The following is a 25,536-nucleotide window of genomic DNA, read 5'->3' as shown; positions in this document are numbered from 1 at the left end:
CTCAGTCTTGTTCTAAACGGGCAAAGCGAAGGTTTATCAGAGCCAGAGCCCCTACCAATAAGAAAATCAATGTCGCGATAGCACTGGCTAATCCGAAATCACGGCCTCCACTGCCTTCAAATGCAATTCGATAGGTATAACTCACCAGTAAATCGGTATATCCTGCTGGTTCAGTGGTTCCTATCATATTCGGTCCTCCGGACGTTAACAGATAGATCATGACAAAATTATTGAAGTTAAAAGCAAAACTAGCAATCAATAATGGCGTCAATGGTTTAATCATCAGTGGCACAGTTATTTTTGTAAAGTTGTAAAACGGCCCGGCACCATCAATGGCTGACGCTTCATATAAGTCATTGGGAATGGCTTTTAATAAACCCATGCATAAAATCATCATATAAGGAAATCCCAGCCAGGTATTAACCGTAATAACCATTATCCGGGCCATCAGTGGATCTGAAAACCAACCAGGTTTAATTCCGAACAAAGCACTCAGAACCATATTGATTTCACCAAAACTCTGATTAAATAACCCCTTAAAGATTAATATTGATATAAAAGCAGGAACCGCATACGGCAGGATAAGCAACACCCGGTAAATAGCACGTCCTCTTAATTCTTCCCACTGAACAACACTGGCCAGCACCAGCCCGATGATTAGGGTTAAAACTACTGTGGCAGCAGAAAACACGATGGTCCATATGAAAATACTGATAAATGGTTCTTTGATTCCATCATCTTTCCAGACACGTTCAAAATTCCGTGTTCCGATCTTAACAATAAATCCCGGTGATACTGGATCGCCGAAAAACTGACCATCAGCATTAACAGGTTGGTAAAAGCCCGTTTTCATGTTTGGTTTAAGTAATTGATTTAATTTATTATTAATTAATGTGGCACCATCTTTTTTAAGCGTATACAGCGGCATAATGGCTGAAAATTTCCTCAAGCCATTCATTCTTATCGTTTCTTTCTCCGACTTAACTAAATCCAGTTTTCCAAGAACATGGCGGTAAAGAATGATCGATTTTAAAGGCTCTTTTTTCATACCATTCAGAGAATCTAATTTGGATAAAGGTAAAGTATCTGAAACTTTATCGAAGAAAAAAACCGGCGTTGACAGGTAGTTATCATTATCACGAACTACGATCCGATATCCATTTTGATATTGGTAAAGATCAAAGGAATAATCTTTTCCACTTTGAAATGTTTGCTCAAGTAATACCGACTGGACTCTTGGTAAGGTCAACTGGTTCTTAGCGCTATAGTTCGTAAAAGAAAGTCCGACAGTATACATAAGGGGGAATAGAATAAATAAAATCATCCCTGCCAGACCTGGATAAATATAGCGATGCACATAGGTTTTCACACTTCCGAAAATGTACAATGCAAGAGCGGTCATGACTATAGTCAATAGTGCAAATGCAATTTCTCCCCGAGAATACATCAAAATAGATGCATACCCGTTAAGAATGCCGATAGCGATCAGCACAATCCATTTTATCACTTTCATTTTATTCTTAAGGAAGGAGCCAAAAGAATTATTGTCCATTCTCTGAGCTAACTGCATAAAATATCAGTCCTAATTTATCTTTGTAAAATCAATACCAATTTTTTGTTTCAGGTCACTTCACCCATTTGGAAAAGCAAAAAGAAGCAACCTGAAACGATTCTCTTATAAATTAATGAGCAATCTGTTTTTTCGCGTCTGAGAATGCTGAGTCAACAGACTGACGGCCATCAACCACATTGATAATTGCATTTTTAACAGAACTCCAAAATGCATTCATCTGTGGAATATTTGGCATGATTTCACCATGAAGCGCGTTAGCCATTGTTGCTGCAATTCTTGGATCTTGTGCAAGTTGTTTTTGGAAAGATTTTAATGCGACTGCACCAAGAGGCTTATCATCATTGACTTCTTTTAACCCCTGATCTGTCAGTAAATAGTTTTCAATAAATTCAACAGCCAGATCTTTATTTGGAGATGCAGTGCTAATACCGGCTGATAAGACACCAACAAACGGTTTCGAGGATTGACCGTTAAATTTCGGCAATACTGTTACGCCATAATGAATTCCTGACTTTTCAATGTTTCCCCAACTCCAGGGACCATTGATTGTCATAGCAACCTGACCCTTATTAAAGGAAGATTCGGATACGGCATAATCCATATCAGGCGAAATAACGCCTTTGTCTACCAGTCCTTTCAGGAAAGTTGCTGCTTTTTTTACACCAGAGTTATCGACTCCGATATTTTTTTCATCGTAGCCTGTCTGTTTAGAATATTTGAATGCGTATCCCCCATCAGCCGCTAGTAGAGGCCAGGTAAAATATGGTTCTTTCAAATTCCACATAATGGCTTTTTTATTTTGTTTTTTGAGTTTGGCGTCAATTTTTGCAATATCTTCCCAGTTTTTGGGTGGATTAGGCACTAAATCTTTATTGTAGATTAAGGAAAGAGACTCAACAGCGATCGGATACCCAATGTATTTGCCTTTATATTTGACAGCATCCCATGCAAAATCAACCATTTTACTTTTTAAAGCCTTAGAAGGATGAATCTCAGTAAGCAACCCTGCCTCGGCATAACCACCAAAGCGGTCATGCGCCCAGAAAACGATATCCGGACCATCGCCGGTTGATGCCGTTTGAGGGAATTTATCCTGTAATCCATCCGGATGAAGAACAGTAACCGGGACTCCTGTTTCTTCTTCAAATTTCTTACCAACTTCAGCTAAGCCATTATATCCCTTATCACCATTAATCCAGATTGTGAGCTGACCTTCTTGAATTTTTGCATTTGCCGAACTGACAGCACTTATTACGCCAAGAGCAACCATTGTGCATAACGAGATGGTTTTTAAAGGTTTCTTCATTTTAGTATCCTTATTTTTAAAATAATTACATACCTAGGGCTAGTCCGAAACGGATCGGAAATCCATCTGACATGCTGTTAAAGAGAACGCTTTTCAGTTCAGAAGGGGAATTTAACTAATTAACTTACATCCTTGGTTTAGGCAAACAAAGCATCTTCATAAAACAACATGCCCCTATAATGGAAAATAATTTCCATTTCCTCCTCATCCTTATATCTACGCCCCTACAGTAAAAAATCATTTTCGTGATATTCATCAACATTAATGTCAGTATATCCGTTCACTTATTGTTTTTTATACAAGGTAACATTTAAAATCACAGAAAATGCCACTGTATATTTCATCATTAAATGATTTATAACCATGATATTACTCTCATTATTTGTACTCATACTTAACTATCCCCCCAGAAAATAACCAGAAAGGAGGATGCATATTTCATCCATTCTTTTCATAATCATATTATTAAGAAATGGCACATTCTTTATTTTCAGTTGCTATTAAATTTACCACGTAGAAAAATTGATTTATATTTATTCATTTTATCATTTCATTTTATATATTAATGTAAGAATCATTCGAATAAGATAAAAATCACAAAAATTAATTTAAAGAATAGAGGACCTGCTGCATGGCAAATGTCACATTGAAAAATGTATGTAAAGCTTACGGTGACCAAATGATTTCTGAAAATATCAACTTAGAGATCAAAGATGGCGAATTTGTTGTCTTCGTCGGACCATCAGGATGCGGCAAATCAACTCTACTTCGTTGCATTGCAGGTTTAGAGGATATTACATCTGGTGATCTTTATATTGGAGAACAGCGGATGAATGACATCGAACCATCAAAGAGAGGTGTGGGAATGGTGTTCCAGTCTTACGCTTTATATCCTCATTTAAATCTCTATGACAATATGTCTTTCGGACTCAAATTGGCAAAAGCAGATAAAAAAGAAATTCATAAAAGAGTCACAGAAGCGGCCGAAATCCTTCAGCTCGGACATTTACTGGAACGTCAGCCTAAAGCACTGTCTGGTGGCCAAAGACAACGTGTTGCAATAGGACGGACGTTAGTATCACGACCTAACGTATTTTTGCTCGATGAGCCCCTATCCAACCTCGATGCTGCATTAAGAGTAAATATGCGTAGCGAAATTACTAAATTGCAAAGGCAACTGGGCTGCACAATGATTTATGTAACCCATGATCAAGTTGAGGCAATGACAATGGCAGACAAAATTGTTGTTCTCGATGGAGGTTCCATTTCTCAGGTCGGACAGCCGCTAGAGCTTTACCACTACCCCAAAAACCGTTTTGTTGCTGGCTTTATAGGTTCTCCCAAAATGAATTTTATGTCTGTTCATATTGAAGAAGTAGAGGAAGAAAAAGTCATGGTGCAATTATCTAACGGATCTGCATTTTGGATCCCAGTAAAAGGGGAAAAAATTACCAAAGGTTCCCGAATGTCTCTGGGTATCAGACCGGAACACCTGATTAGTGCTGACAGCTCATCTGTGACTATTTCGGGAAAAGTACAGATTGTAGAAAAATTAGGTAACGAGACTCAGGTTTACCTTACTTTGGATAATGCCGATGCGAATGTGATCTACCGGGCTGCGGATACACTGGACGTCAACCCAGGCGAACATTACTCAATAGGTATAGAACCTAACCGGTGCCATTTATTTCACAGCAGTGGTGAAGCCTGTCGTCGTCTTTATCCGGAAAATGGTATTGATTTCGATTCAGTTGAATACGAATAACCGAGAGTCCCTCCTTGTTAAAATGAAAACCAATTAATACACTAGCGATATTCGGGTCAAATTATTGAATTTTAATCCCTGACCCGCTTTTTACCCATCCAGTATCGATTACCTTTAACCTCTTTATTATCTAGATAGATATCAACCATCCATTAACCCCATTGCCTCTCTCTGAGAATTGATTTTATGGTAGTCGGTTGGCCACAGCACCACACTATTGAGGTACTATCAACTGATAAAAAATCATCGCTGTGTTAACAAACGATGATTTTTAGAAATGAAAACAAGATTATAATTTGAGGTTTGCTCGAACTTTATTGACTCTTTCTGTCAGGTGACATACAGAAGGGATATAGAAAATATCTTCGATATCCGCACATAATTTTCTTCGCCAGTTAGGGTATTGATCAACCGTCCCGGGCACATTTACCGGATCACTCATATTTAGCCAATCTTCAATCTGCATACTAAAAAATTCTGAATTACATGACGCTGCATAAGTCTGAATAAATTCACTTAAATTTGGGGACATAGACACACTACCAGACTCATCAGTATCCGATAAGACCGCTTCGGAATCGCTGTCTCTCAACAGGTTTAAAAGTCCTTTTCTGATTCGCTCACGATCATTCAGCAATCTCTTAAAAAGTCCTGCATCCGGGTACAACCCGAGCTTTTGGCCCAAATACAAATCGCAGCCTTCCCAGAAACCACTCAATGTTGGCATATCGTGTGTGCATAATGTCGCCATTGATTGTGATGGATAATTTGCCGGCAGGCGATACACTCCGTTTTTATTTCTTTCAAAAAAGAATACTTTATAGGAATAAATACCATACTCAGCCAAAATGCTCGTCATTTCAGCGGGGACAGTTCCCAAATCTTCACCAATAATAGTGCACTGATTTCTGTGTGATTCCAAAGCAAGTATCCCCAGTAATTCCTCAATACGGTAGGTTACATATGCACCTTCTTTTGCCTTATTACCTTCCGGTATCCACCATAAACGCAATAGCCCAAGTACATGATCAATTCTCAATGCTCCACAATGTTTCATATTTGCCCGAAGGAGTTCAATAAATGGCTTATACCTGTTTTCTCTTAATTTCTGGGGAGAAAATGGCGGTAACCCCCAATTTTGCCCTAATGGACCTAATATATCCGGAGGCGCACCAATACTGGCTTCCTTGACCAAAATCTGTTCATCAACCCAGGTATCGACTCCATATTTACTAACACCAACAGCCAAGTCACAGTAAACACCAATTGCCATGCCTTTATCTTTGGCCATTTCCTGAACTTCATGAAATTGGTTATCCGCAATCCATTGTAAGTACATATTGAACCGAATGGAATCATCGTTCTCTTGGGCAAACCGGAACACTTCATCACTATGGCAATTCTGAAACTCCGGAGGAAAAGAAGCCCATCCCAGAGCATCATGTTTTTTCAACGATACACACAATACATCAAATAAGGCCATGTTTCTCAAACTCTCACCGCCCTGATCAACGAATTGAAGAAACACTTTAGCCCGGTCGGTATTATTCTCTAAATGACGCGATTTAAATTCTTTGTATAATAGAGATAACACTGTCAATTTGGTCGAAAGAACTTCGGTATAATCGACCCACTTTAAATCTCTCAAAGCTTGCAGCCGACTCTGAAATTCCATTTCTCCAACCAGTGCCTGTGCCTGATGGCTCAATACAAACTCAGGTACCGAGAAAACGTCAATGTATAATATGTTTAGCCAATAGCGGGAAGAAGGGCTGTAAGGACTTGCGTTTTCCGGCCTGGAGGGAAATAAAGCATGCATAGGGTTAACGCCCACATAATCGGCCCCCTTTTCAGCGGCTTCAACAACTAACTGCTTTAAGTCACCGAAATCACCAATTCCCCAGTTTGCTCTGCTCTTAATCGAATATAACTGAGTACTGATCCCCCACAATTTTTTACCGCCGAGTAATTCCGGTTGCTTATAGCACGACAAAGGCGTAACAATAATCATGCCTGAAGAAACATCTTGACGGTTACGATCCGAAATGAAGAGCTGATGATATCCATGAGGTAATTTTTGAATACGTATGATCACAGTACCATCCGTACTGCGGTTATCATATAAAATATCGGAGATAATACGACCTTCGACCCTATCACCTTGTTCTGTATTTAGGTGCCAAGTAAAATCAATCAGGGATTGTTTACCCAAAGCAATTTTTATATTTACTGGGTTATCGCTTCCTTTCACGACTGTCACAGGGTCCACAGAAACGGGGGCGCATTGGTCGGTCATTGAATGAATAAGACCTGAGTCGGTCGTAGTATCATGCCCCATGATGGTTAATAACTGACATAATGTTTCATCTGATACTGAAAGTTTTTTTCCCCATGCATCAACATAGCTGTTTAAAATACCGGCCTTTTCAGCAACCTGGTGTAGCACTGATTTTGTTATCATTTTTCGCTCCAAAGGCATTAACTATCTAAGAACTAAACAATCATTTCATAGCCGGGAAAAAGTTCCGGCTATGAAAAAGGCTAAATCAGCGGTTAACCGCCTTTAAATGCCAAATGTTCTCAACATAATCCCGGATAGAACGATCTGAGCTGAATTTACCAACGAGTGCCGTATTAAGAATCGCTTTCTGTGCCCACCCTGCCTTGTCTTTATATTGCTCTTCAGCTTTTTGCTGCATCTCAATATACGATGAAAAATCAGCTAAACACAAATAAGGGTCTCCACCAGATAGTAATGTATCGTATACTGGTTTTAAACGAGTTGGGTATCCGGGGGTGAATGTATCCGAATTCAGTAAATCCAGACATGCTTTAAGTAATGGATCGGATTGATAGTATTTTTCAGGCTGATAATCTGTTTTTAATAATGCGTTCACTTCATTGACATTTAGCCCAAAGATAAAGATATTTTCGTCACCGACTTCTTCCCTAATTTCAACATTTGCGCCATCCATTGTGCCAATGGTTAATGCTCCATTTAGAGCCAGCTTCATATTACCAGTCCCTGACGCTTCCTTGCCCGCAGTAGATATTTGCTCGGAAATATCGGCTGCAGGAATAATGATCTCAGCAAGACTAACCCGGTAGTCCGGAATAAATACTACTTTAAGTTTATCATTAACTCTTGGGTCCTGATTAATCGTATCGGCCACCTGATTAATTGCAAAAATAATCTCTTTTGCTAACTTATATCCTGGAGCTGCTTTTGCTGCAAAAAAGACAACTCGTGGATACATATCAAATTCTGGGTCATTAAGTATTCGATAATACAAAGAGATGATGTGTAAAAGGTTCAGATGCTGCCTTTTGTATTCATGCAACCGTTTGATTTGAACGTCAAATATAGCATCCGGGTTAATCTGCAGACCTAAGTGCGACTTTACCCACTCAGTCAAACGTAATTTATTTGTCTTCTTGATCGCCATATAATCAGACTGGAATCGGATATCATTAGCAAATGGAACTAAATCAGATAAATTTTCCAAATTTTTCTGCCATGTGTTGCCAATTTTATCCGTAATTAAATTAGCCAGTTTGGGATTACAATAGGTTAACCACCGACGGGGACTGATACCGTTAGTGACATTTTTTATATGTCCAGGATAAAGTGTATTGAAATCAGCAAACAACTCGGTTTTAAGCAATTCCGTATGCATTGCCGCCACACCATTAACGGCGTAAGTACCAGCCATACATAGATTCGCCATTCGGACAAGCGGCTCATTATCAGAAGAAATAACCGCCATAGCATTCTGCTTCTCTTTATCTCCTGGCCAAAGCTGATTTACTTCTTTTAGAAGATGATGGTTAATTTCGATAATCAATTCCATGTGACGAGGTAGCAACTTCTCAATCAATGCCTGGCCCCATGTTTCCAAAGCTTCAGGCATCAACGTATGATTGGTATAAGCAAATACTTTTCTGCAAATGCACCAAGCTTTATCCCAAGTAATATCTCTCTCATCTATTAAAATTCTCATTAATTCAGGAATAGAAATGGTTGGGTGAGTATCATTTAGCTGTATCGTTTCATAATCTGGCAAAGATTCCAAGGAATGGCCGGCGCTCTCATGCCGCCGTAAAATATCAGCAACTGAGGCAGCACTATGGAAATATTGCTGCATTAGTCTTAGTTCTTTACCTTTTTCGTGATTATCATTGGGATAAAGAACCTTCGTCAGACGACTTGCTTCAATCGCATCCAACTCTGCATCAACGTAGAGGCCATCATTAAATTTTTCTAGAGAAAATGGCTCTGGAGCCTTGCACTCCCAAAGTCGAAGCGCATAAACCGTATCACTTTTATAGCCAACGATAGGTATATCCCATGCAACCGCTTTAACTGTCATAGACGGCTTCCATACCCGCTTAATGCATCCTTCGGTTTTTTTAGAAACTACATGCCCGAAGAATCCAACAGTCTGATTGAACTCAGGTCTATGTCGTTCCCATGGGTATCCTTCTTCGCATTTCCATCGGTCAGGACTTTCAAACTGGCACATATTAATGATTGATTGTCTAAAAAGCCCGTATTCGTAATGTAAACCATACCCAACAGTTGGAAACTCCTGCGCAGCACAAGAGTCCATAAAACATGCCGCCAGTCGTCCAAGTCCTCCGTTACCAAGTGAAGGATCGCGCTCTTCTTCCAGAAGATATGACAGGTTCTGTCCAAGCTCATCCATAGCACGACTCACCTGCGAATATAATCCCATATTGATGAGGTTATTCCCGGTCAAACGGCCAATCAAAAATTCTAATGACAAATAATTAAGGCTTTTTGAATTTTTTATACGATCATCGTGCTCAGTATTTACTAAATTAAGAATTGATATATCTGACAAGGCTCTTACCATGGATAAGTACCATTCTTTGGGTGTCGCCATATCTAAACTACTTGCATACGTTGAATTCAGGTGAAGCTTTACTTTTTCCTTAAAAGCTTCCGAATCAAAGTTACTAATTTGTGATCCTTTCATTACTTTCTCACCATTTATTAATTCACCATGCTTATCCTGCACAGCTTTAAGCAATGAAACATCATCCTGTTGAATTGAATTGTTAGTAGGAGCAGATGGGGCGTAGAGTATATTAAAATGGAAGTATAATTGAAATAAGGCTTAGGGAAACACTAGTTATTACATTTATCAATAAATGTCAATACCATATAAAAATTTATAAGATAGAATGCAAATATAAACAATTTAATCACCCTGTTAATGAGACATCTGACAAAATTATAAATTATCACATTGAAATTGAGGGGGACTAAGTAGCACAATTAATTAATTAATATGAAAATAGTAGTCTCATGATGCTTATTCCGTCTAAACTAACTCGCCCGAGTCGCTTATATAATGCTATATCTAGGCCTAAGGTTCTTAGTGTATTAACGTCGAATACTAATTATAAATTGGCTTTATTTCATTCTCCGGCTGGTTATGGTAAAACAACGATGGTCTCCCAATGGCTTGAAACAGTTTCATCTGTAGGTTGGTACAATATTGATAGCGAAGATAATGATTTTTTTCATTTTATCAATTACCTAATCCAGGCTATTAATATTGCAACAGACAATGGGTGCCCCAACAGCGTTACCCTTGCCGAACGTAATCAATACTCATCTATATCATCTCTATTTTCTGAGCTGTTTAACGAAATAAATGATGTTTCACAAGATTGCTATGTAGTTCTCGATGACTATCATTTGATAGATGAAGAACAAATCCATGAAACTGTTAAGTTTTTTATTAGACATATGCCCCAAAATATCAGGATAGTTGTCACCAGTCGGTCCACCCCACCACTTGGTATTGCAAACCTCCGCATTCGAGGTTCACTTGTAGAAATCGATAGTGAGATTCTGGCCTTTGATGAAGATGAAACAAGACGTTTTTTTGGTCAGATCATTACGGAACAATTGGACCCGGAAACCATTCGAGAACTCAGAACTTATGTTGAAGGATGGCCAGCTGTCCTTCAGCTTATAGCTTTACAAACAAAGCATTTAAATCGTTCTCTAGCTCAGTCTAAACAGTCTGTATTACAGTTTAATCATGACCACCTTTGGGAATACCTGATTGAAGAAGTATTTGCTTATATTGATAAAGATACCCAGCTATTTCTACTGGAATGTTCTGTTTTAGAAACATTTAATGAAGTTCTAGTTTCGGAACTGACTCAGAGGAACGATGCATTCAATCTGATAGAGACGTTGAATCGCTACGGGCTTTTTGTACATCAGTTAGAAGGTGAAAACAATTGGTACCGTTTCCATCATTTGTTTGCAGAATTTCTTATTCATGAACGCCACTTAAAGATACCAGAAAGAGAATCTGAACTTCAATCCCTGGCAGCAAGAGCATGGCTAAAATTTAATTTACCCAGCCAGGCCTTAAAACACGCTCAAAAAGCCCAAAATAACGATTTAATTTGTCAACTATTGTTGAGCAGTGGTTGGACTATGTACAATCAAGGTGACCTCGCCGCACTAGAATCAATAATCAACTCGCTGGACAAAAATCATTTATATTCACATACAAAGATTCCTCTCATCCAGGCCTGGCTAGCTCAGAGCCAACACCGCTACACTGTCGTAGAGGATATGTTAAATGTAGCGGAAGTTGAAATGAAACAAAGAAATGTATTAATAAATACCTATGAGCAAGGAGAGATAAATACGCTTCATGCACAAGTAGCGATTAATAAAAATGCTCCAGATCAAGCACTTGAACTAGCAGAGTTAGCTCTTAGTCAGCTTGAAAACACCGATTTTAGAAATAGAATTATTGCTACTTCTATCGTAGGCGAGGTCAATCATGTTCGGGGAAATCTAGACCGTTCACTATCGTTAATGCAGCAAACTGAGAGACTAGCTAGGCAACACCAAATCTATCACCAAGAATTATGGTCACTACTCCAACAAAGCGAAATTTTACATGCCCAAGGGTATGTTCAGGTTGCATTTGAATTGCATGAATCAGCATTCAAACTGATTGACGACCAAAAACTTCATCAAGTACCACTTCATGAATTTTTATTAAGACTACATGCTCAGATTTTATGGTGTTGGAATTCTTTGGAAGAAGCCGAAAGGCTAGCCTATAAGGGCATTCAGGTCCTTGGTAATGTTGACAAAAGTAAACATCTACATAGTTATTCCATCTTGGCCAGAATCTCTATTTGCAGAGGAGAAAAAGATAAATCAGCAAAATTTATCAGCCAGATTGAAAAACTATTGCATCAATCGACGTATCATATCGATTGGACAGCCAACGCTAATTTTTCCCGCTTATTGTACTGGCATAATTGTAATGATATCACTTCCATCTCGGAATGGTTAGTCAATGCTTACAAACCCGCCAAAGCCACCAATCACTTCTTACAACTGCAATGGCGAAATATCATTAGAGCTCAAATTTATACTAACCAGCTAATAAATGCTCAGGAAAGTTTGGAATTTCTTCAAAAAGAAGCAAAACGATTAAATCTTGTTACTGATATTAATAGAAATTTAGTTATAGAATCACTTCTGGAAAATATAAAAAATAAACATGAACGAGCAGAAGAATTATTACAGAAAGCGCTAATTATGACAAATCAAACTGGCATGGTGGGTGATTTTCTAGTTGATGGTGAATATATCTTACCAGTACTCGAGAGGGTCATACAAAAAAATGTTCTATCAGATCTAGAAAAACACCACGCAAGTTATATTTTAAAGGAGATATCACGCAAACAAAGAAGTCGTTCTACTCACTTTGATGAAGAATTTATAGATAAGTTAATCAATCACCCTAGGGTTCCACAATTAGTGCGAACAAGCCCTTTGACACAGAGGGAATGGCAAGTACTAGGGCTTATTTACTCCGGATTAAGCAATGAGCAAATAGCACTAACACTAAATGTAGCAGGAACAACTATAAAGACTCACATCAGAAATTTATACCAAAAACTCAATCTAGAAAGTCGCAAAGACGCGATAAAAATAGCCGAAGACCTAATGCGATTAGTGGATTGTTATAATTAGTGATTTTCATTAATCTATAGGAAATAATAAGCCCACATTGAATATGGTGTATAATTGTCTGGTACTTTATCTATAAAATTCTTCAATTGAAATATGATCACATTTGAAATCATTATAGAAAATGATGCAAAGCTGACAGAAAAACAATACTAAAAAATTTAATATACTCTTAAATGTTCAATTTCAGTAGAAATAGACACACGATAAATGTTTAAATAATAATAGAGTTTTCGATTTTAGCATTTATATTTACTCTAATTCTATCGATAATCTTCTCTGACAATTTAATCACATTAAAGTGACCAAGCCTTATAAACTAATCATAGTAGTATGGCTACTATATATGACATGCATGCAAAATATGGTTTTTATCAATATATATTCAAAAGATAAACATCAATCATAACGCCTCTAATACTATAGTATAATCCATAAATTAAAATATAAAGGATGAGGTAATTTATGCTTATTTTATTTACTATTAACTTTCAATAACTTCTCATCTTTCTAATAGAAAAATAAGATTGGTTGGTGGCATATGCACGATAAGGATATGATTAAATTCTATAAAAAATCAATAAAAATAGCTTTAAATAATGGTAATATATATAAAGCTCATGCATTATTAGTTGAAGCAAAAACGTTAGAAATACCATTTATACAAGAATATTTTATGAAAATAATCAATAAGATATAAATATAAAAGTATAATTTCAACCTCTGAGTTATTGAATTATAGCTTTTTCTCTCTTGTCAACTAGGCTTTTATGGATTAACGACTTAAGCCATTTATGTCATAGTTTCACTGAACATAGACCTAATGAAGATAAGCGTTTTCTGTTGCGATCTCTAGCAGTTATAATGTATCTTCTGACATATCAAAAGATGCCTTGTTCACTAAAATCGAAGGGCTGACCTGCTTTTGAATGTTAGAAATATTACTGATCGACATACGTAATTTAGCAATAGAAACGCGAAGTTCTCGAATAGCTACAGGAGCTCGCTCTGTAATCACAATCTTCGCTTCATCCATCAAGTATTCTACTTGAATTCGAAGTATTTCTTCTACAGAACGAACATAGAGTTCTCTATCTTGAATCTGTTTTTAATTTCCTACGTCAAAGAATATTTCAGGTGCCACTGAGCGGTTGATCTGAGCAAAATTTCTCGCCACCTTTCAATCTCACAATCAATAATACGAATTGCTACAACGATAGCCGTTGTACAGTCGAGGAGATTGTTGTCAATAATCAAACGACCTTGAACGATAAATGACCTCAGTTCATCTGTCGCGTGTATAGCTTCAACTAATGATTTGCTCGTATTGTTGCTAAGCGTGAGATGCGTAGTACCCATACTTTTACTCATGGAAATAACTTTTCTACTTAATCTATGTTTAAATCGTTTAAAAATCGAACCGAATTGAAAATCTATTTTCGAAGGCAAAATGCAATATGATTTATCTAGAAAAACTGGGCAGTCAATGCATCATTTTAATGAGCTTCGTGGCACGGCGGGTTAAGGAGAGCAAATTTTCCGCCAAACTCTGAGTCGCTCTACATGCTCCTCTCTGATACTCGCATCAGCATATCCACAATTTAAATGTATAAATTACTAGAGGGACACTTAACCAGTTAGCCGTGTTGTCATTTCAGAAACGTATGAAAATAAATTTTGATTTTGTAATAAAATTTACTCCACGCTATGCATAATAAATATTCAATAAATCTTGATGTTATGACTATCAGAAATTAGCAAACTCTTCTTTCACTAGCTACGTCACAATATCCTGAAAGCTAACCTGATATTTTTTATACGGTTAAGTGCTTCAAGGATGAATAATGTTTCTACAAAGACCAAAAACACATCAAGATGAATCACTGGAAAGTTTTTTCATACGAGTAGCCAATAAGAATGGTTATGACGATATCGCTAAGTTTTTGTCGGCAGTAAAACGATACCTTGTTGATAAAGACCCTAGGAAGTTTGATACATTTCCATCTGATGTATGTTTAATCAACCCTTATTCATCAAAAAATCACTCCACGGCCAGAACTCACGCACTACACCACCTTAGTCAACTAACGTTTAATGAACCTCAAAATATTCTCGGGCTCGCAATCAACCGTTCACAAATTAAGTACTCCTCTTCATCCAGTGTTATTAGAGGAGCCGAGTTATTTCCACGTTCACTTCTTCGCACTCAACATGTTCCTTGCTGCCCTCAATGTTTACAAGAAAATGGTTATGCCAGTTATCTATGGCACTTTTCGGGAATCGATTACTGCCCCCTTCACAGAGAAAAGTTAGTTTATACCTGTCAGTGCGGCCGAGAATATGACTATCGAAAAGATGGGTTAGCTGGGGTTTGTCCGAAATGCGGCGAAATTTTAGGTTCCACCGAGTCTTCAAAAATAGGACCAGGAATATCCGTTTCACAATGGTTATCAGGTCAATCCTCAGAAGGCCTTCCTGACTTACCGGCAAGTTATCGTTGGGGATTAGTACATTGGTGGACTCAAATTCATAACGAGCTTTTTGATACTGATACATTCTTAAAATTTTGGCAAAACTGGCCACATAGCTTTCATGACAAAATTAAAAACACAATCGAGTTCAATATTGAATACACAATCGTTAACAACGAACGATTACGACTAAAAGATTTATTGGGATCACTGTTACTTCATTCATTTAAACTTCCAAGCCATAACCTTCGATATAACCTGATTCTAAAAGAAATATTTTCCTATCTAGACATTCACTTATGGGAAGACAATGGATTTCTTGCCAATCTAAAAATGAATGCTTTTGACGTAGCTATTTTGCTTAATACCACCACAGATGAAATTGCTTCAATGGTAGAGCAACGACTATTGCTCCCTAAACACAATATCAAAAATAGTGTTCCATTAAACAATTCCCATTACTTATTTCATTTAGGTGATGTGTATTGCTTATGGTTGAGCGAGTTTCAAACGGACGAATTCAATCGCTCATTTTACGTTTCGCGGTGGTGATATGAATACATTAAGCAATCTATTAGCAGAATATAAAGATAGTGATGAACTGACTCTCATTCTTAGAAAGGCATTTCGCCCTTTAACACCCCACATTGATATTACCGATTCGCCACTCGAAGCGTTAACTGTTCTGGTCAATCTCACTGATAAAGTTGAAAAACAGAAAGACCTTCTCGATCAACTCCGCTGTAAAGAAAAAATAAGGGATGAGAAGTGGTGGCGATATTCGCTGAAAACAACACAGTATCGACATAGCCACAACGTTAAATTTCCGGATATTCGGGCATCAGGCATTATTAGAGCAAAACCAATAGGTGAACTGCCCCGTTATCTATTTTCTTCAAGTAAGCTCGAACCATTAAATTGGTCCTATTCTCAGGATTCAAAATACGTCAACTTGGCTATCTTCCTAACCAGTGAATTCATCTGGGAAAACAATATTTGCTGTTTGGCAAACGTTTTGAAAAATCCAGAACATTCATTATGGTCATCACTAAAAAAGCTGGGATGTTATGAAAAACAGAAAAAGGTAGCAATCAAGCAACTAAAAGCCATTCCTCACCATCTTATCGATGTCAAATTAGCATCAAACTACTTAAAACAAATTTCAGTTTCTGATGGAAAAGGTTCCTACATAACCCTATCTCCTGTTTCTTCCCAATCAGTACAAAGTCATTGCTATCAAGCTATTGAAGGAAAATATAAGTTTACCGCACTTATGCATTGTAGTCGTGCAACCAGTATGGGACTACTCCCCATGTCCTGTGGTGGCACATTCAGATTGATAGAATCTATGCCCTTTATTGGTAGACAAAAACACCATTATTTGAATACTAGAACACAATGGTTAACAAAAGAGTATATAAATGCCTTAGATCAGTTCTGGCATCAAAAAGATTGGTTAATTCCTTCCAACCAGAGAAGAAAATTCCAAAACAGTCTAAAAAGCTCAATGACTAATATGCTGAAACTCTGGTTAACAAATGAGAAGGAATATCAACCTGACAATTCTGCAGAAAAACTAGCTGAAAAGTTTAATGCAGACTTAGCTTTAACATCCTCAGCAAGTCGATTTGCCTACAATCCAAACCTGACTAAAACGTTTATCCAACTGTTTTTTAAGCTTATCGAAGAAGAAGCACCTTCGACAAGTTCTATTAAAAACGATCAACAAGGAATATTTCTGGTTTTACCAAACTTACGTGTTACTGGTGCTAACGCAATGAACACCCCCGCTAGTATCGGACTACCATCAATGATGGGCATGTGGGGATTTCTCCATGCATTTGAACGCAAAATGCAAACGCACAACACAGCTTTTGAAATGGATAGTTTTGCAGTTTGCGTTCACAGCGGACATATTGAAAACAGGGGCTTGACCAAAGAACATACTTTAAAGACCAATGGTAAAATTGATCCCCCTGCAACCCGAGATGACTGGCAGTTCGATGGAAATATCACTTTCATCATACGGTTAAAAAACGTGATTTCAGTTACCAAGACCGATATAGCAAGAATGTTGCCCAAACGACTTGCTAGAGGAACCACGAGATTCACGATTGATGGAATAGACGGCTTTAAATGCTACTCTCATTTTAAAGAAGCGGTTACATCAATCTCAGCAGAACAAGGAAAATGGTTGTCACTCGAGCCATTGACAGAATTAAATGATATTAACTGCATCCTTGACGCGCTCAAGACTGACAGCGAACTTTCGACTAACTGTGTTGGCTACCATTTACTCGAGAAGCCATCCGATAAACCAGACTCACTTCGCAGCTATCCACATGCCTTTGCTGAAACAATCCTAGGGTTAATTAAATCGATTTCCATAAGTAAAATTACTGACTGGGAAACACTGTTCTGGCAGTACCGTTACACAAGTAATGGGCCATTAGTCATACCAAGGAGCATAGAATGAAATTACCAATCCAATTAGCATATCAACGTTCTATCTCGCCCTCAGATGTTGTATTCTTTTCTATCTGGCCAGACGGAGCCAAAAAACCATTACGGCTTCATACTCGTATTGTTCTCGGAATGAAAGAAGGTACTTCTTTTGCTTATGACGACAAAGGTAAAATAAAGCCTAAAGTAAATCCGAATACTCTTGCCGAAGGAAACCCTCACAAGATCGATTATTGTTCGGTACCTTATGGCGCAGAAAAAATTCAATGCGAATTCTCAGTCTCATTCTCCTCAGAAGTTCAAACACCATACAAATGCTCGGATCCGATCGTAAGGAAAACATTGAACCTATTAGTTGATTTATACGGACAAAAAATTGGCTGGAATGAGTTATTAACTCGTTATCTAGTCAATATCTTCAGTGGAAAATGGCTATGGGGCAATACGCGTCATGCTTATTCAACTACTATCAAAGCGACTCCATGGCCATGGGAAAATGGCGCTGTGATATTTAATGATATTCGTAAGAATTTTAGTGATAGAAGTGCCTTTGAAAGGCTCGAGTATTGGCAAGCTCTTGTTGAGCAAGCATCCCATGCCGTCACCGAACCCAATGGATTATTTATTTTAGAGCTAAAAGCATCAATAGAGCTCCCTACAAACTCAGCTTTGAAACCAAGCCAAGTATTTAAAGAAGCCACTTCCGGAGAAAAAAATAGGGCTTATCAAACAACTGAAATCGAGGGTATAGAATCTCCGATGATTGGCTGCTACAAAGCGGGAGCGGCTATTACAACGATTGACGATTGGTATCCTGGTGCAGAAAGACCAGTCCGTATAGGTCATTATGGCGTTGATAGGCAAAATTCAACAAGTTACCGACATCCTGATACCCATAAGGATTTTTTCTCGCTAATTAAGAGAGCGGATGAATTTGTTGAGTTACTATCCGGTAGTGATGATCTCTCTCAGGAAACCATTAATGACCTCCACTTCGTAGTAGCTAATTTAATTAAAGGTGGTTTGTATCAACAAAAGGGAAATTAAATATGGATTGGTATTATAAAACAGTAACATTTCTTCCCAAACATCGCAGCAATGAAGCCTTGGTTGCAAAATGCCTCAAGACACTTCATGGATTTAATTACCATTATAATACCCGGGGTATTGGCGTTTCTTTTCCTCTTTGGAGTCAAGAAACCATAGGTGAAAAAATCACATTCGTCAGTCAAAACAAAATGGAGTTGGATTACTTATTATCTCAACAGTACTTTAAGGAAATGGTAAACTTAAATTACTTCCACATTTCCTCCACAAAGCTCGTCCCAAAAACGTGTGAATATGTTGCTTTCAGACGGAATCAAAAAATTGATGATTCAACCCCAAATGGACAAGCCAGAATACAAAGACGCTGCCAAAAAAGGGCAATAGAAAGAGGTGAAACCTATGATCCAACAACACGGGATATATCATCTGAACATATTTTTGAACACTACCATTCCATTGAGAGTAAAAGCACACGAAAAGGTCAAAATTTCCGTCTAAACATACAGATGATAAACGCTGGCTCTGAATCAAATTCAGCAATTTTCACCAGTTATGGCTTATCTAGTAAAGATAATAATTGGCAACAAGTCCCTTTAATTTAACCTTTCTATTTTAGTTATATTTAATTATTTGATTTATATAGAAATTTAACATGTATTAATAAATAAGGGTAATATTAATTTTTTAACTTAACTAATTGTAATTATTGGACTAACATTGCTTTAGTAACAGTGTACTACCGCATAGGTAGCTGATTATTATCTGAAGTAAATCCATTTTACTTTCATTTAGTGTACTACCGCATAGGTAGCTGATTATCGGATGATATTCAAACGCTTCTTGTATTTTTTGTGTACTACCACATAGGTAGAATCTATCTAAAAATCTTATCCACTGTAGTAAAGTAAATTCCCACCTAATGGAGATTTACTTTATTAATCTATGAGGATTATAATCCTCATTACTACTGAAAATGTAGCTGATTACAAACGAACCACATTTACTCGAGTTCGAGATCACTTACTGCCGAACAGGTAGATTTCTTTAAGGAAGTAATTCCCTGACATCACACCCAAGGACTTCGGCTATTTTATAAGCCTTTTCAAGCGTGATGTTTACTTCACCCCGCTCAATCCGCCCAATATAGCTACGATCTATATCCGCTGAAAGCGCTAACTTGTCCTGAGAAATACCCTTATCTTTGCGCATACATCGAATATTGTGTCCGAATCTTTTCGCTAAGTCTTTCATTTCAACCGTACATTAAAAAGAAAGACTATCCGTTCTTGATGCATTTATTACCACGGATTATAATCCGCAATTAATTTTAATGTACTTATCAATAGCCGAGAGTGTAGACGTGTCGCATCCTTTTAATATTCATCCAGACATAATTGATGTTCTTACCCAACTTAATTTGAATGAATTCAAAATATCGCAAATTCGTGACCTACTTTTAACGACCAAAATGCAGAATAAAAGTAAAGACACTGTTCGCTTATTTGTATCGAGGCACCTAAATGATATGGAAAGACAAGGTCTTCTACTTAGCAGTGGAGTTCGTCGTAAGAAAGTATTCCGAATAACTAAATTATATGAACAGCTGGGTAAAGCCACCAATATCGCTGTAGATAACAAGACTAGAGTTGAGCCTATTGAAAGGACAATACCGGAGGGAAAATCTTACCTATCTGAACTTGTAAAAATAAAAAGTAGACTCAATGCTGAACTAACCATACTTATCGCTGAAATGGACGAATATCGTTCGATAATGACACAATTTCCACAAACGCAAACGAAAGTACAGAAACTACATGAAGAATCGACGCAACAATCCGCCACTCTCACAGGAAAGATAACTGCAATTACTAAAACAATAGAGCTCCTTAAACAGGAGGCGGCATGATGCTTCGCGTATGGCAATATGAATGTATTAATCAGGCTGTAGAAAAATACCAGTCAGGCAATAAGCATTTCCTCACCCAGGCAACACCAGGGGCAGGAAAGACCATGATGGCGGCTCACTTAAGTAAACGGCTAATCAATAATGATATGATCGATCTGATCATCTGTTTTTCACCCTCGGTAAATGTTGCTAATGGCTTTACGACAACTTTTGCACATGTTTTACAGTGTTCGTTTAATGGTAAATTAGGATCACTAGGAACGTCATTAACGTATCAAGCGATTCAGTACTTAGATGACTCATTTTGGGAAACCATCTCAAAATATCGTGTTCTAGCGATATTTGACGAAATACACCATTGTTCAGGTGAAACACTTGCTGAAGCAAATTCATGGGGTGAGCAGATAATTCTAAAGGTCCAAAATGCAGTTACGTGCACTTTGGCTCTAACAGGCACTCCTTGGCGGTCCGATAGTTTGCCCATATCCTTAAGTTCGTACAGTGACCCAGAAGGACGAATCATCTGTGACTATCAATATACTCTAAAGCAAGCTATCACTGATAAAGTCTGTAGAAAACCAAAACTGGTGCTAGTAGATAATGAAAGACTTCAGTTTACAGATGTGGATGAGAGCAAATATTACTCATCAATTCAAGCGTTATTCAAAGAACAAAAAATTAGTTACTCCAGTATATTACAAGATAATGATGCTTTAGCTCATATCTTGAAATTAGCAGTAGATAGGTTACATTCAATTCGAACAATTAATTCAAATGCTGCAGGCTTGGTTGTTGCAGCATCAATAGCGCATGCTCGACAAATACAAACAATTTTGAGTGAACAATTACAACAATCCAGTATCTTGGTTTCTTATCAAGATCCAAATGCTCAAGGCATCATCGAAAAGTTCAAAAATGAAAACGCCCCATGGATTATTAGCATAGGAATGATCAGCGAAGGTACGGATATACCCAGACTGCAAGTGTGCTGTCATTTAAGCAATGTACGTACTGAATTGTACTTTCGCCAGGTTTTAGGGCGAATTCTTAGAATAACTGATAGTAGAAATCAAGAAGCTTGGTTATACACATTCGCAGAAGAAAGTTTGGTGAAATTCGCCGAAGAAATTGAGCAGGATATTCCGAAGTCTTGTTTATATGTTAAACCCAGAGAACTCAGTGAAAATGAACCTTCACCCCCACTAAGAACCAACGAAATACCATCTTCAAGTGCTTCCACTGTTCAGGGGGAAGTAGCATGGTCAATGGGTTCCGGTGAGTTGAACTATCAAGAAAATTTCTCATTGTATAGCTCATTTACTTTGGGACATTTTAGGGAACGGGTGATTGAGGCGTTTTCCACTTTATGAATTTGAGTGTGGCATACCCTCCAACCCACAGGATATATTTATTTTACCTTATTCAAACATATTACCATCCTTGCGTCTTTGTTTTTTGGGTTTAACGTTATGATAATAATCCTCCCACCCAATATCCTTTGGTGGCGGCCGCAACATAGCTTCCGTTACCTTAACACCCTCATCAAAAGGATTTTTCCAGGAAATAGGTTTATTACCCGAGGTCAACTTCGATGCAAAAACAAAATCTTCTTCGGTGATCGTCGCATGCTGACTATCAATTGCTTCAATAGATGCTTGATAAATGAGGTCTCTCAATGAGCGCATATTTCCTTGAGAAAATGCATACAATTTTTTCTGCAAACTTTCGTTAGCTAAGCCAGCCTTCTTTTCAAAAGGTAAAGCCTTATCAAGGTACTCCAAAAAAGTTTTGAATAGACCTTCGCCGCTCTGGTAACTGAAAGGTCTCAGTTCGAACTGAATGGAAAATCGTCCATGAAGTTGCGAGTTAGCTTGTAGTACAACCTTTGAATATGGCATACCGAAAAGAACGATTGGACATTTCGTTTTGTTGAGTATCATTTTTAGCCAGTTTCCTACTTGCGTGAGAACCCGATTTGACCTTTCTTCTACTAAATGCTGGAACTCATCGATAATAATCAACTTCACGCCAACCACCGGGATTAAATCAATCAGTTTTTTTGTTAATCTGACTAAGTCTGTTTCATAAAGCGCTAGCGGGTCCCCCATTTCAACCAACAATTCCCTTGCAACATCTACCGGTTTCGCATTGTCAGGCAACTCTATATGCAACACTGGAATTATATCGCCTCCGACTTCGGAATCGCGTCTGTTTTGATTTAAATATTTTTTGATAATGCTCGTTTTACCGACACCCGAAGCACCATAGACCATCATGCAAGTAGGCTCAGAATCGAAGTCTGATAAATCTCTACATCTATCCATGTAGCATAAGATTTTCGTAACACTCGGCGTTGATACAAATGCTTTTTTAGCTCTTGAGATGCGTGCTTCTCGAGTTTCATTCATCTGATGATTTCTCAAACATAATCAATATCCCAATCTTCATTATCAACAATTACAATTTCGTCTTCATGTTTCTGGGATGGGACAGGATTGGCATCGCTGATGGACTTTGCTCTTGCGCTATTCTCTTGATGTCTAGCACCACGCCTCCGAGCTCTGATTTTCTTAGTCTTAACAATTGAACGGTCAACAATTTCTTCAAGTTTTATCTCTGAATCAATTTCCTTGTCTTCATCATATTCTGCTGAATTTAACTCTGCTTGATACTTAATATTGTATTTATGTTGCCAGAGAGACACTCTACTTGCATTTTCGTAGTCTATCGCGTTAACCATGAAGTACTCGTTCAAGTCTTCATCTAACACCCAAATGACCGCCATACACTCCGGATTATATTTGAACTGAACTTTATGATTTCCTTTCTTACCCCTATACTCAGCTAAACGTTCACTACTGTATGTCAGTTCTTTATAAACAGTTACACCAGCTTTGGTTAGTTGTTTGTGATCAACAATAGCGAATTTAAAGTCCAACTCATCTTTAGATCCAGTAAACTCTTCAGGCTCCCATTCTTGACAGCCCCTTTTCCATGCTACATTCGGACAATTAGTACCTCTCTGGTTAGATTTTTTATGATAAATATCGACTAACCAAATTAAGTAAATTTCTTTAATTTCATCCAATGTAAGAGTAGCTTCGCCCACTGAATCGTAACCCTCTCTCTGAAGATATTGGCTGAAAGCTTTCCCTGGTAAATCGTCTAGCAGAGAAGTATTGATAGTACCGTAGTTGCGTTCAACATGCGGTTTATTGTCGGGCGTTTCGACTCTGTTTTGATGTACATTGATCAACAGTGATTCACATGCTTTATCAAAAGCTTTAGACAAAAACTCTTTACCATTATCAGTTACGAGTAAGTCAGGGATTCCATAGCACAACCATTCATTTTTGACAGAGGGATATGACGACAACAATGAGTCTTTCCGCTGTATTGCATTTTTTAAAGCCAATGAGACAGAAACATAACTCGGTGGCTCAAATCCTAGATAAAAGCCAACCACAGCTTTGCTGTAGCAATCGATCAACTGTGTAAGGTAAGGTCTTCCAAGAGGAATTCGGTGCTTTTCATGTACAACGAACAAGTCCAAAACCGTATGATCTACCTCGACCCTTTCAAGGACATAAGACGTAAGAATTTTTTTACCCATCCGACGAAATTCTCTTTTGGCTACTCGCTCCCCTTTTTTTGCAGCTAAAACTTCAAACGGAGTCTTCTTTTTGACTCTTTTCCTTAGAGACTCATACTTCGGATACTTATGTTTAGTTCCGTGTTTAAGATTATACTGTCGAATTTTCCTACGAACACGGCGATGAGCAGAACTAATATTGATTTTTCTACCGGAGATGACCCCCTCGACAGCTTGTTCCATCAACATATCAACAACTTTTAGAACTTTGGAGTCTCTATTACCTCTGGCTTTGAAGTCAGGAGCTAGACATGTAGGATTGTAATCTGACTGGCTAAAACTTAACCACCATCGATAAATAGTAATAGCACTGGGGATTTTTTTATCGTTGAGTCTTGGTAATTCGACTCGATGCGGTTCAATGGTCTTGGCGGTAATCTTGTCACACACTTTTCCTAAATGCCTAAGAACCTTTAACCGATAAGAAATTTCATTCGCAACCTTATCTGGAAATGCTGTCAAATCAGTATATGTGGTATCTTTGGCTAAAACATCATTTGGAGATCTATCTATATCGACAGCCTCTTTTTGATGAGCAGCAACATCTAGTTTTGCCTTCCTATTAAAATTACTAAATGATTTCTTAGGCATAAGAAATTAATTCAAATTCAGATTGAAGAGATATAGGAAAGTCCAAATCTGTTTCAAGCAAATTTCGTGATAACAAATTACACAGTGCTGGCATAATTCCTTTCCTTGCTATGCCAACCTTTTGAACCAAATATTTTAACGGCTGTGGGCCATTACTCCTCAGAGTATTTAATAATAAACTTTGTGTATCAGTTAAGCGGTCTCGTGAGGCATACCTATGCATCAACTTGAGATTTTTTAACAACGTTTTGTTGCCTCTTATCTGCTTCTCTTCGATCAATTCCAATTCCAAACCCAATTTCTCAGCAGCTTGTTGCTTTGCGTTCCACTCATCGAGAAAATCGGGGGAAGATGCTATATCATCGGGCTTTATTTCGTACAGAACATATTCACCCGTATCAAATTGCACAAGGAAATCAGTCACATACGCATGCCATTTACCCTTATAATAATATGAATATCTAATGGGCTGAGAACAAAACCGAATAATATCTTTTTCAAAATCGAAGTGATAGCAAGCATCACACTCTAAAGCAGATTCAACTGTAATCCGCTTTCCCATTTTTGCACTTGCAAAGCGATGAATGTTCTTTCCTCGAGACTTAGTTAAATTTCGAGCAGGCGTAGCAAATGCACTTTCAAGTGCAATCAGGGTGGCAGTAGAAGGGGAAGGTATAGAAGACATAATATTGCCTCTTCACTATTTTGTCGTAAA

General features: G+C 37.8%; 19 protein-coding genes. 9 read left to right on the top strand and 10 right to left on the bottom strand.

Annotation, left to right across the window (positions count from 1 at the left end):
* Position 1: 1 nt before the first annotated feature.
* Entirely contained in the window at positions 2–1,552 is a 1,551-nt protein-coding gene (malF, locus tag EES38_RS03725) for a maltose ABC transporter permease MalF (protein WP_243694150.1), read from the bottom strand.
* Between the two features lie 130 nt (positions 1,553–1,682).
* Entirely contained in the window at positions 1,683–2,879 is a 1,197-nt protein-coding gene (gene malE, locus EES38_RS03720; RefSeq protein ID WP_124935809.1) for a maltose/maltodextrin ABC transporter substrate-binding protein MalE, read from the bottom strand.
* A gap of 631 nt (positions 2,880–3,510) precedes the next feature.
* On the opposite strand from malE, the gene malK reads away from it, so the two are divergent.
* Positions 3,511–4,644, top strand: a complete 1,134-nt coding sequence (gene malK, locus EES38_RS03715) for a maltose/maltodextrin ABC transporter ATP-binding protein MalK (RefSeq protein WP_124935808.1) — start codon at positions 3,511–3,513, stop codon at positions 4,642–4,644.
* Between the two features lie 289 nt (positions 4,645–4,933).
* Here the strand turns inward: malK and malQ are convergent, their stop codons facing one another.
* Both malQ and EES38_RS03705 read right to left on the bottom strand, forming a co-directional pair.
* Positions 4,934–7,105, bottom strand: coding sequence for a 4-alpha-glucanotransferase (gene malQ / locus EES38_RS03710; RefSeq protein WP_124935807.1), 2,172 nt, complete (start codon positions 7,103–7,105; stop codon positions 4,934–4,936).
* Between the two features lie 85 nt (positions 7,106–7,190).
* A complete protein-coding gene (locus EES38_RS03705; RefSeq protein WP_124935806.1) occupies positions 7,191–9,644 on the bottom strand; it encodes a glycogen/starch/alpha-glucan phosphorylase in 2,454 nt (817 codons plus the stop codon).
* 335 nt (positions 9,645–9,979) lie between these two features.
* Here EES38_RS03705 and malT point away from each other — a divergent pair, with 335 nt between their 5' ends.
* Both malT and EES38_RS23145 read left to right on the top strand, forming a co-directional pair.
* Positions 9,980–12,694, top strand: a complete 2,715-nt coding sequence (gene malT / locus EES38_RS03700; protein ID WP_124935859.1) for an HTH-type transcriptional regulator MalT — start codon at positions 9,980–9,982, stop codon at positions 12,692–12,694.
* 538 nt (positions 12,695–13,232) lie between these two features.
* Positions 13,233–13,391 (top strand): hypothetical protein, encoded by a 159-nt coding sequence (locus EES38_RS23145; RefSeq protein WP_500691469.1) that lies wholly within the window; start codon positions 13,233–13,235, stop codon positions 13,389–13,391.
* Positions 13,392–13,550: 159 nt separating this feature from the next.
* On the opposite strand, the gene EES38_RS22110 is transcribed toward EES38_RS23145, so the two are convergent.
* Together EES38_RS22110 and EES38_RS03695 are read right to left on the bottom strand one after the other, a co-directional pair.
* Positions 13,551–13,727: a hypothetical protein gene (locus EES38_RS22110; RefSeq protein ID WP_166434201.1), complete on the bottom strand. Its 177-nt coding sequence runs from the start codon at positions 13,725–13,727 to the stop codon at positions 13,551–13,553.
* A gap of 80 nt (positions 13,728–13,807) precedes the next feature.
* Positions 13,808–14,062, bottom strand: coding sequence for a hypothetical protein (locus EES38_RS03695; protein WP_124935805.1), 255 nt, complete (start codon positions 14,060–14,062; stop codon positions 13,808–13,810).
* Positions 14,063–14,535: 473 nt separating this feature from the next.
* Here EES38_RS03695 and EES38_RS03690 point away from each other — a divergent pair, with 473 nt between their 5' ends.
* From EES38_RS03690 to cas6f, 4 genes are read left to right on the top strand one after another with little or no spacing between them, the layout of a single operon-like run.
* Positions 14,536–15,714 (top strand): TniQ family protein, encoded by a 1,179-nt coding sequence (locus tag EES38_RS03690; RefSeq protein WP_124935804.1) that lies wholly within the window; start codon positions 14,536–14,538, stop codon positions 15,712–15,714.
* Between the two features lies 1 nt (position 15,715).
* On the top strand, positions 15,716–17,638 hold the full coding sequence (locus tag EES38_RS03685; protein WP_124935803.1) for a type I-F CRISPR-associated protein Csy2: 1,923 nt from the start codon (positions 15,716–15,718) through the stop codon (positions 17,636–17,638).
* On the top strand, positions 17,635–18,672 hold the full coding sequence (gene csy3, locus EES38_RS03680; RefSeq protein WP_124935802.1) for a type I-F CRISPR-associated protein Csy3: 1,038 nt from the start codon (positions 17,635–17,637) through the stop codon (positions 18,670–18,672). Before EES38_RS03685 ends, csy3 begins: the two co-directional genes overlap by 4 nt.
* Positions 18,673–18,674: 2 nt before the next feature.
* Positions 18,675–19,274, top strand: a complete 600-nt coding sequence (cas6f, locus tag EES38_RS03675) for a type I-F CRISPR-associated endoribonuclease Cas6/Csy4 (RefSeq protein ID WP_124935801.1) — start codon at positions 18,675–18,677, stop codon at positions 19,272–19,274.
* Between the two features lie 442 nt (positions 19,275–19,716).
* Here cas6f and EES38_RS03670 read toward each other — a convergent pair whose 3' ends face one another.
* Positions 19,717–19,923 (bottom strand): helix-turn-helix domain-containing protein, encoded by a 207-nt coding sequence (locus EES38_RS03670; protein ID WP_124935800.1) that lies wholly within the window; start codon positions 19,921–19,923, stop codon positions 19,717–19,719.
* Between the two features lie 109 nt (positions 19,924–20,032).
* Between EES38_RS03670 and EES38_RS03665 the strand changes: the two genes are divergently transcribed.
* The gene (locus EES38_RS03665; protein ID WP_243694142.1) at positions 20,033–20,578 is read left to right on the top strand and encodes a VspR family transcription factor; all 546 of its coding nucleotides are present in this window, start codon (positions 20,033–20,035) and stop codon (positions 20,576–20,578) included.
* On the top strand, positions 20,578–21,948 hold the full coding sequence (locus tag EES38_RS03660; protein ID WP_124935857.1) for a DEAD/DEAH box helicase: 1,371 nt from the start codon (positions 20,578–20,580) through the stop codon (positions 21,946–21,948). Before EES38_RS03665 ends, EES38_RS03660 begins: the two co-directional genes overlap by 1 nt.
* Positions 21,949–21,996: 48 nt before the next feature.
* Here the strand turns inward: EES38_RS03660 and EES38_RS03655 are convergent, their stop codons facing one another.
* The 3 genes from EES38_RS03655 to EES38_RS03645 are packed head-to-tail and all read right to left on the bottom strand — an operon-like array spanning position 21,997 to position 25,506.
* Complete coding sequence (locus EES38_RS03655) at positions 21,997–22,986, bottom strand: TniB family NTP-binding protein (RefSeq protein WP_124935799.1); 990 nt, start codon at positions 22,984–22,986, stop codon at positions 21,997–21,999.
* 11 nt (positions 22,987–22,997) lie between these two features.
* Positions 22,998–24,821: an integrase catalytic domain-containing protein gene (locus EES38_RS03650; protein ID WP_124935798.1), complete on the bottom strand. Its 1,824-nt coding sequence runs from the start codon at positions 24,819–24,821 to the stop codon at positions 22,998–23,000.
* Positions 24,814–25,506, bottom strand: coding sequence for a TnsA endonuclease N-terminal domain-containing protein (locus tag EES38_RS03645; protein ID WP_124935797.1), 693 nt, complete (start codon positions 25,504–25,506; stop codon positions 24,814–24,816). Before EES38_RS03645 ends, EES38_RS03650 begins: the two co-directional genes overlap by 8 nt.
* Between the last annotated feature and the right edge of the window lie 30 nt (positions 25,507–25,536).

Source organism: Vibrio viridaestus (genome assembly GCF_003856525.1).
Taxonomy (GTDB): domain Bacteria; phylum Pseudomonadota; class Gammaproteobacteria; order Enterobacterales; family Vibrionaceae; genus Vibrio; species Vibrio viridaestus.
The sequence above is the reverse complement of the archived record's forward strand: the minus strand, read 5'-3'. Positions and strand labels throughout refer to the sequence as shown.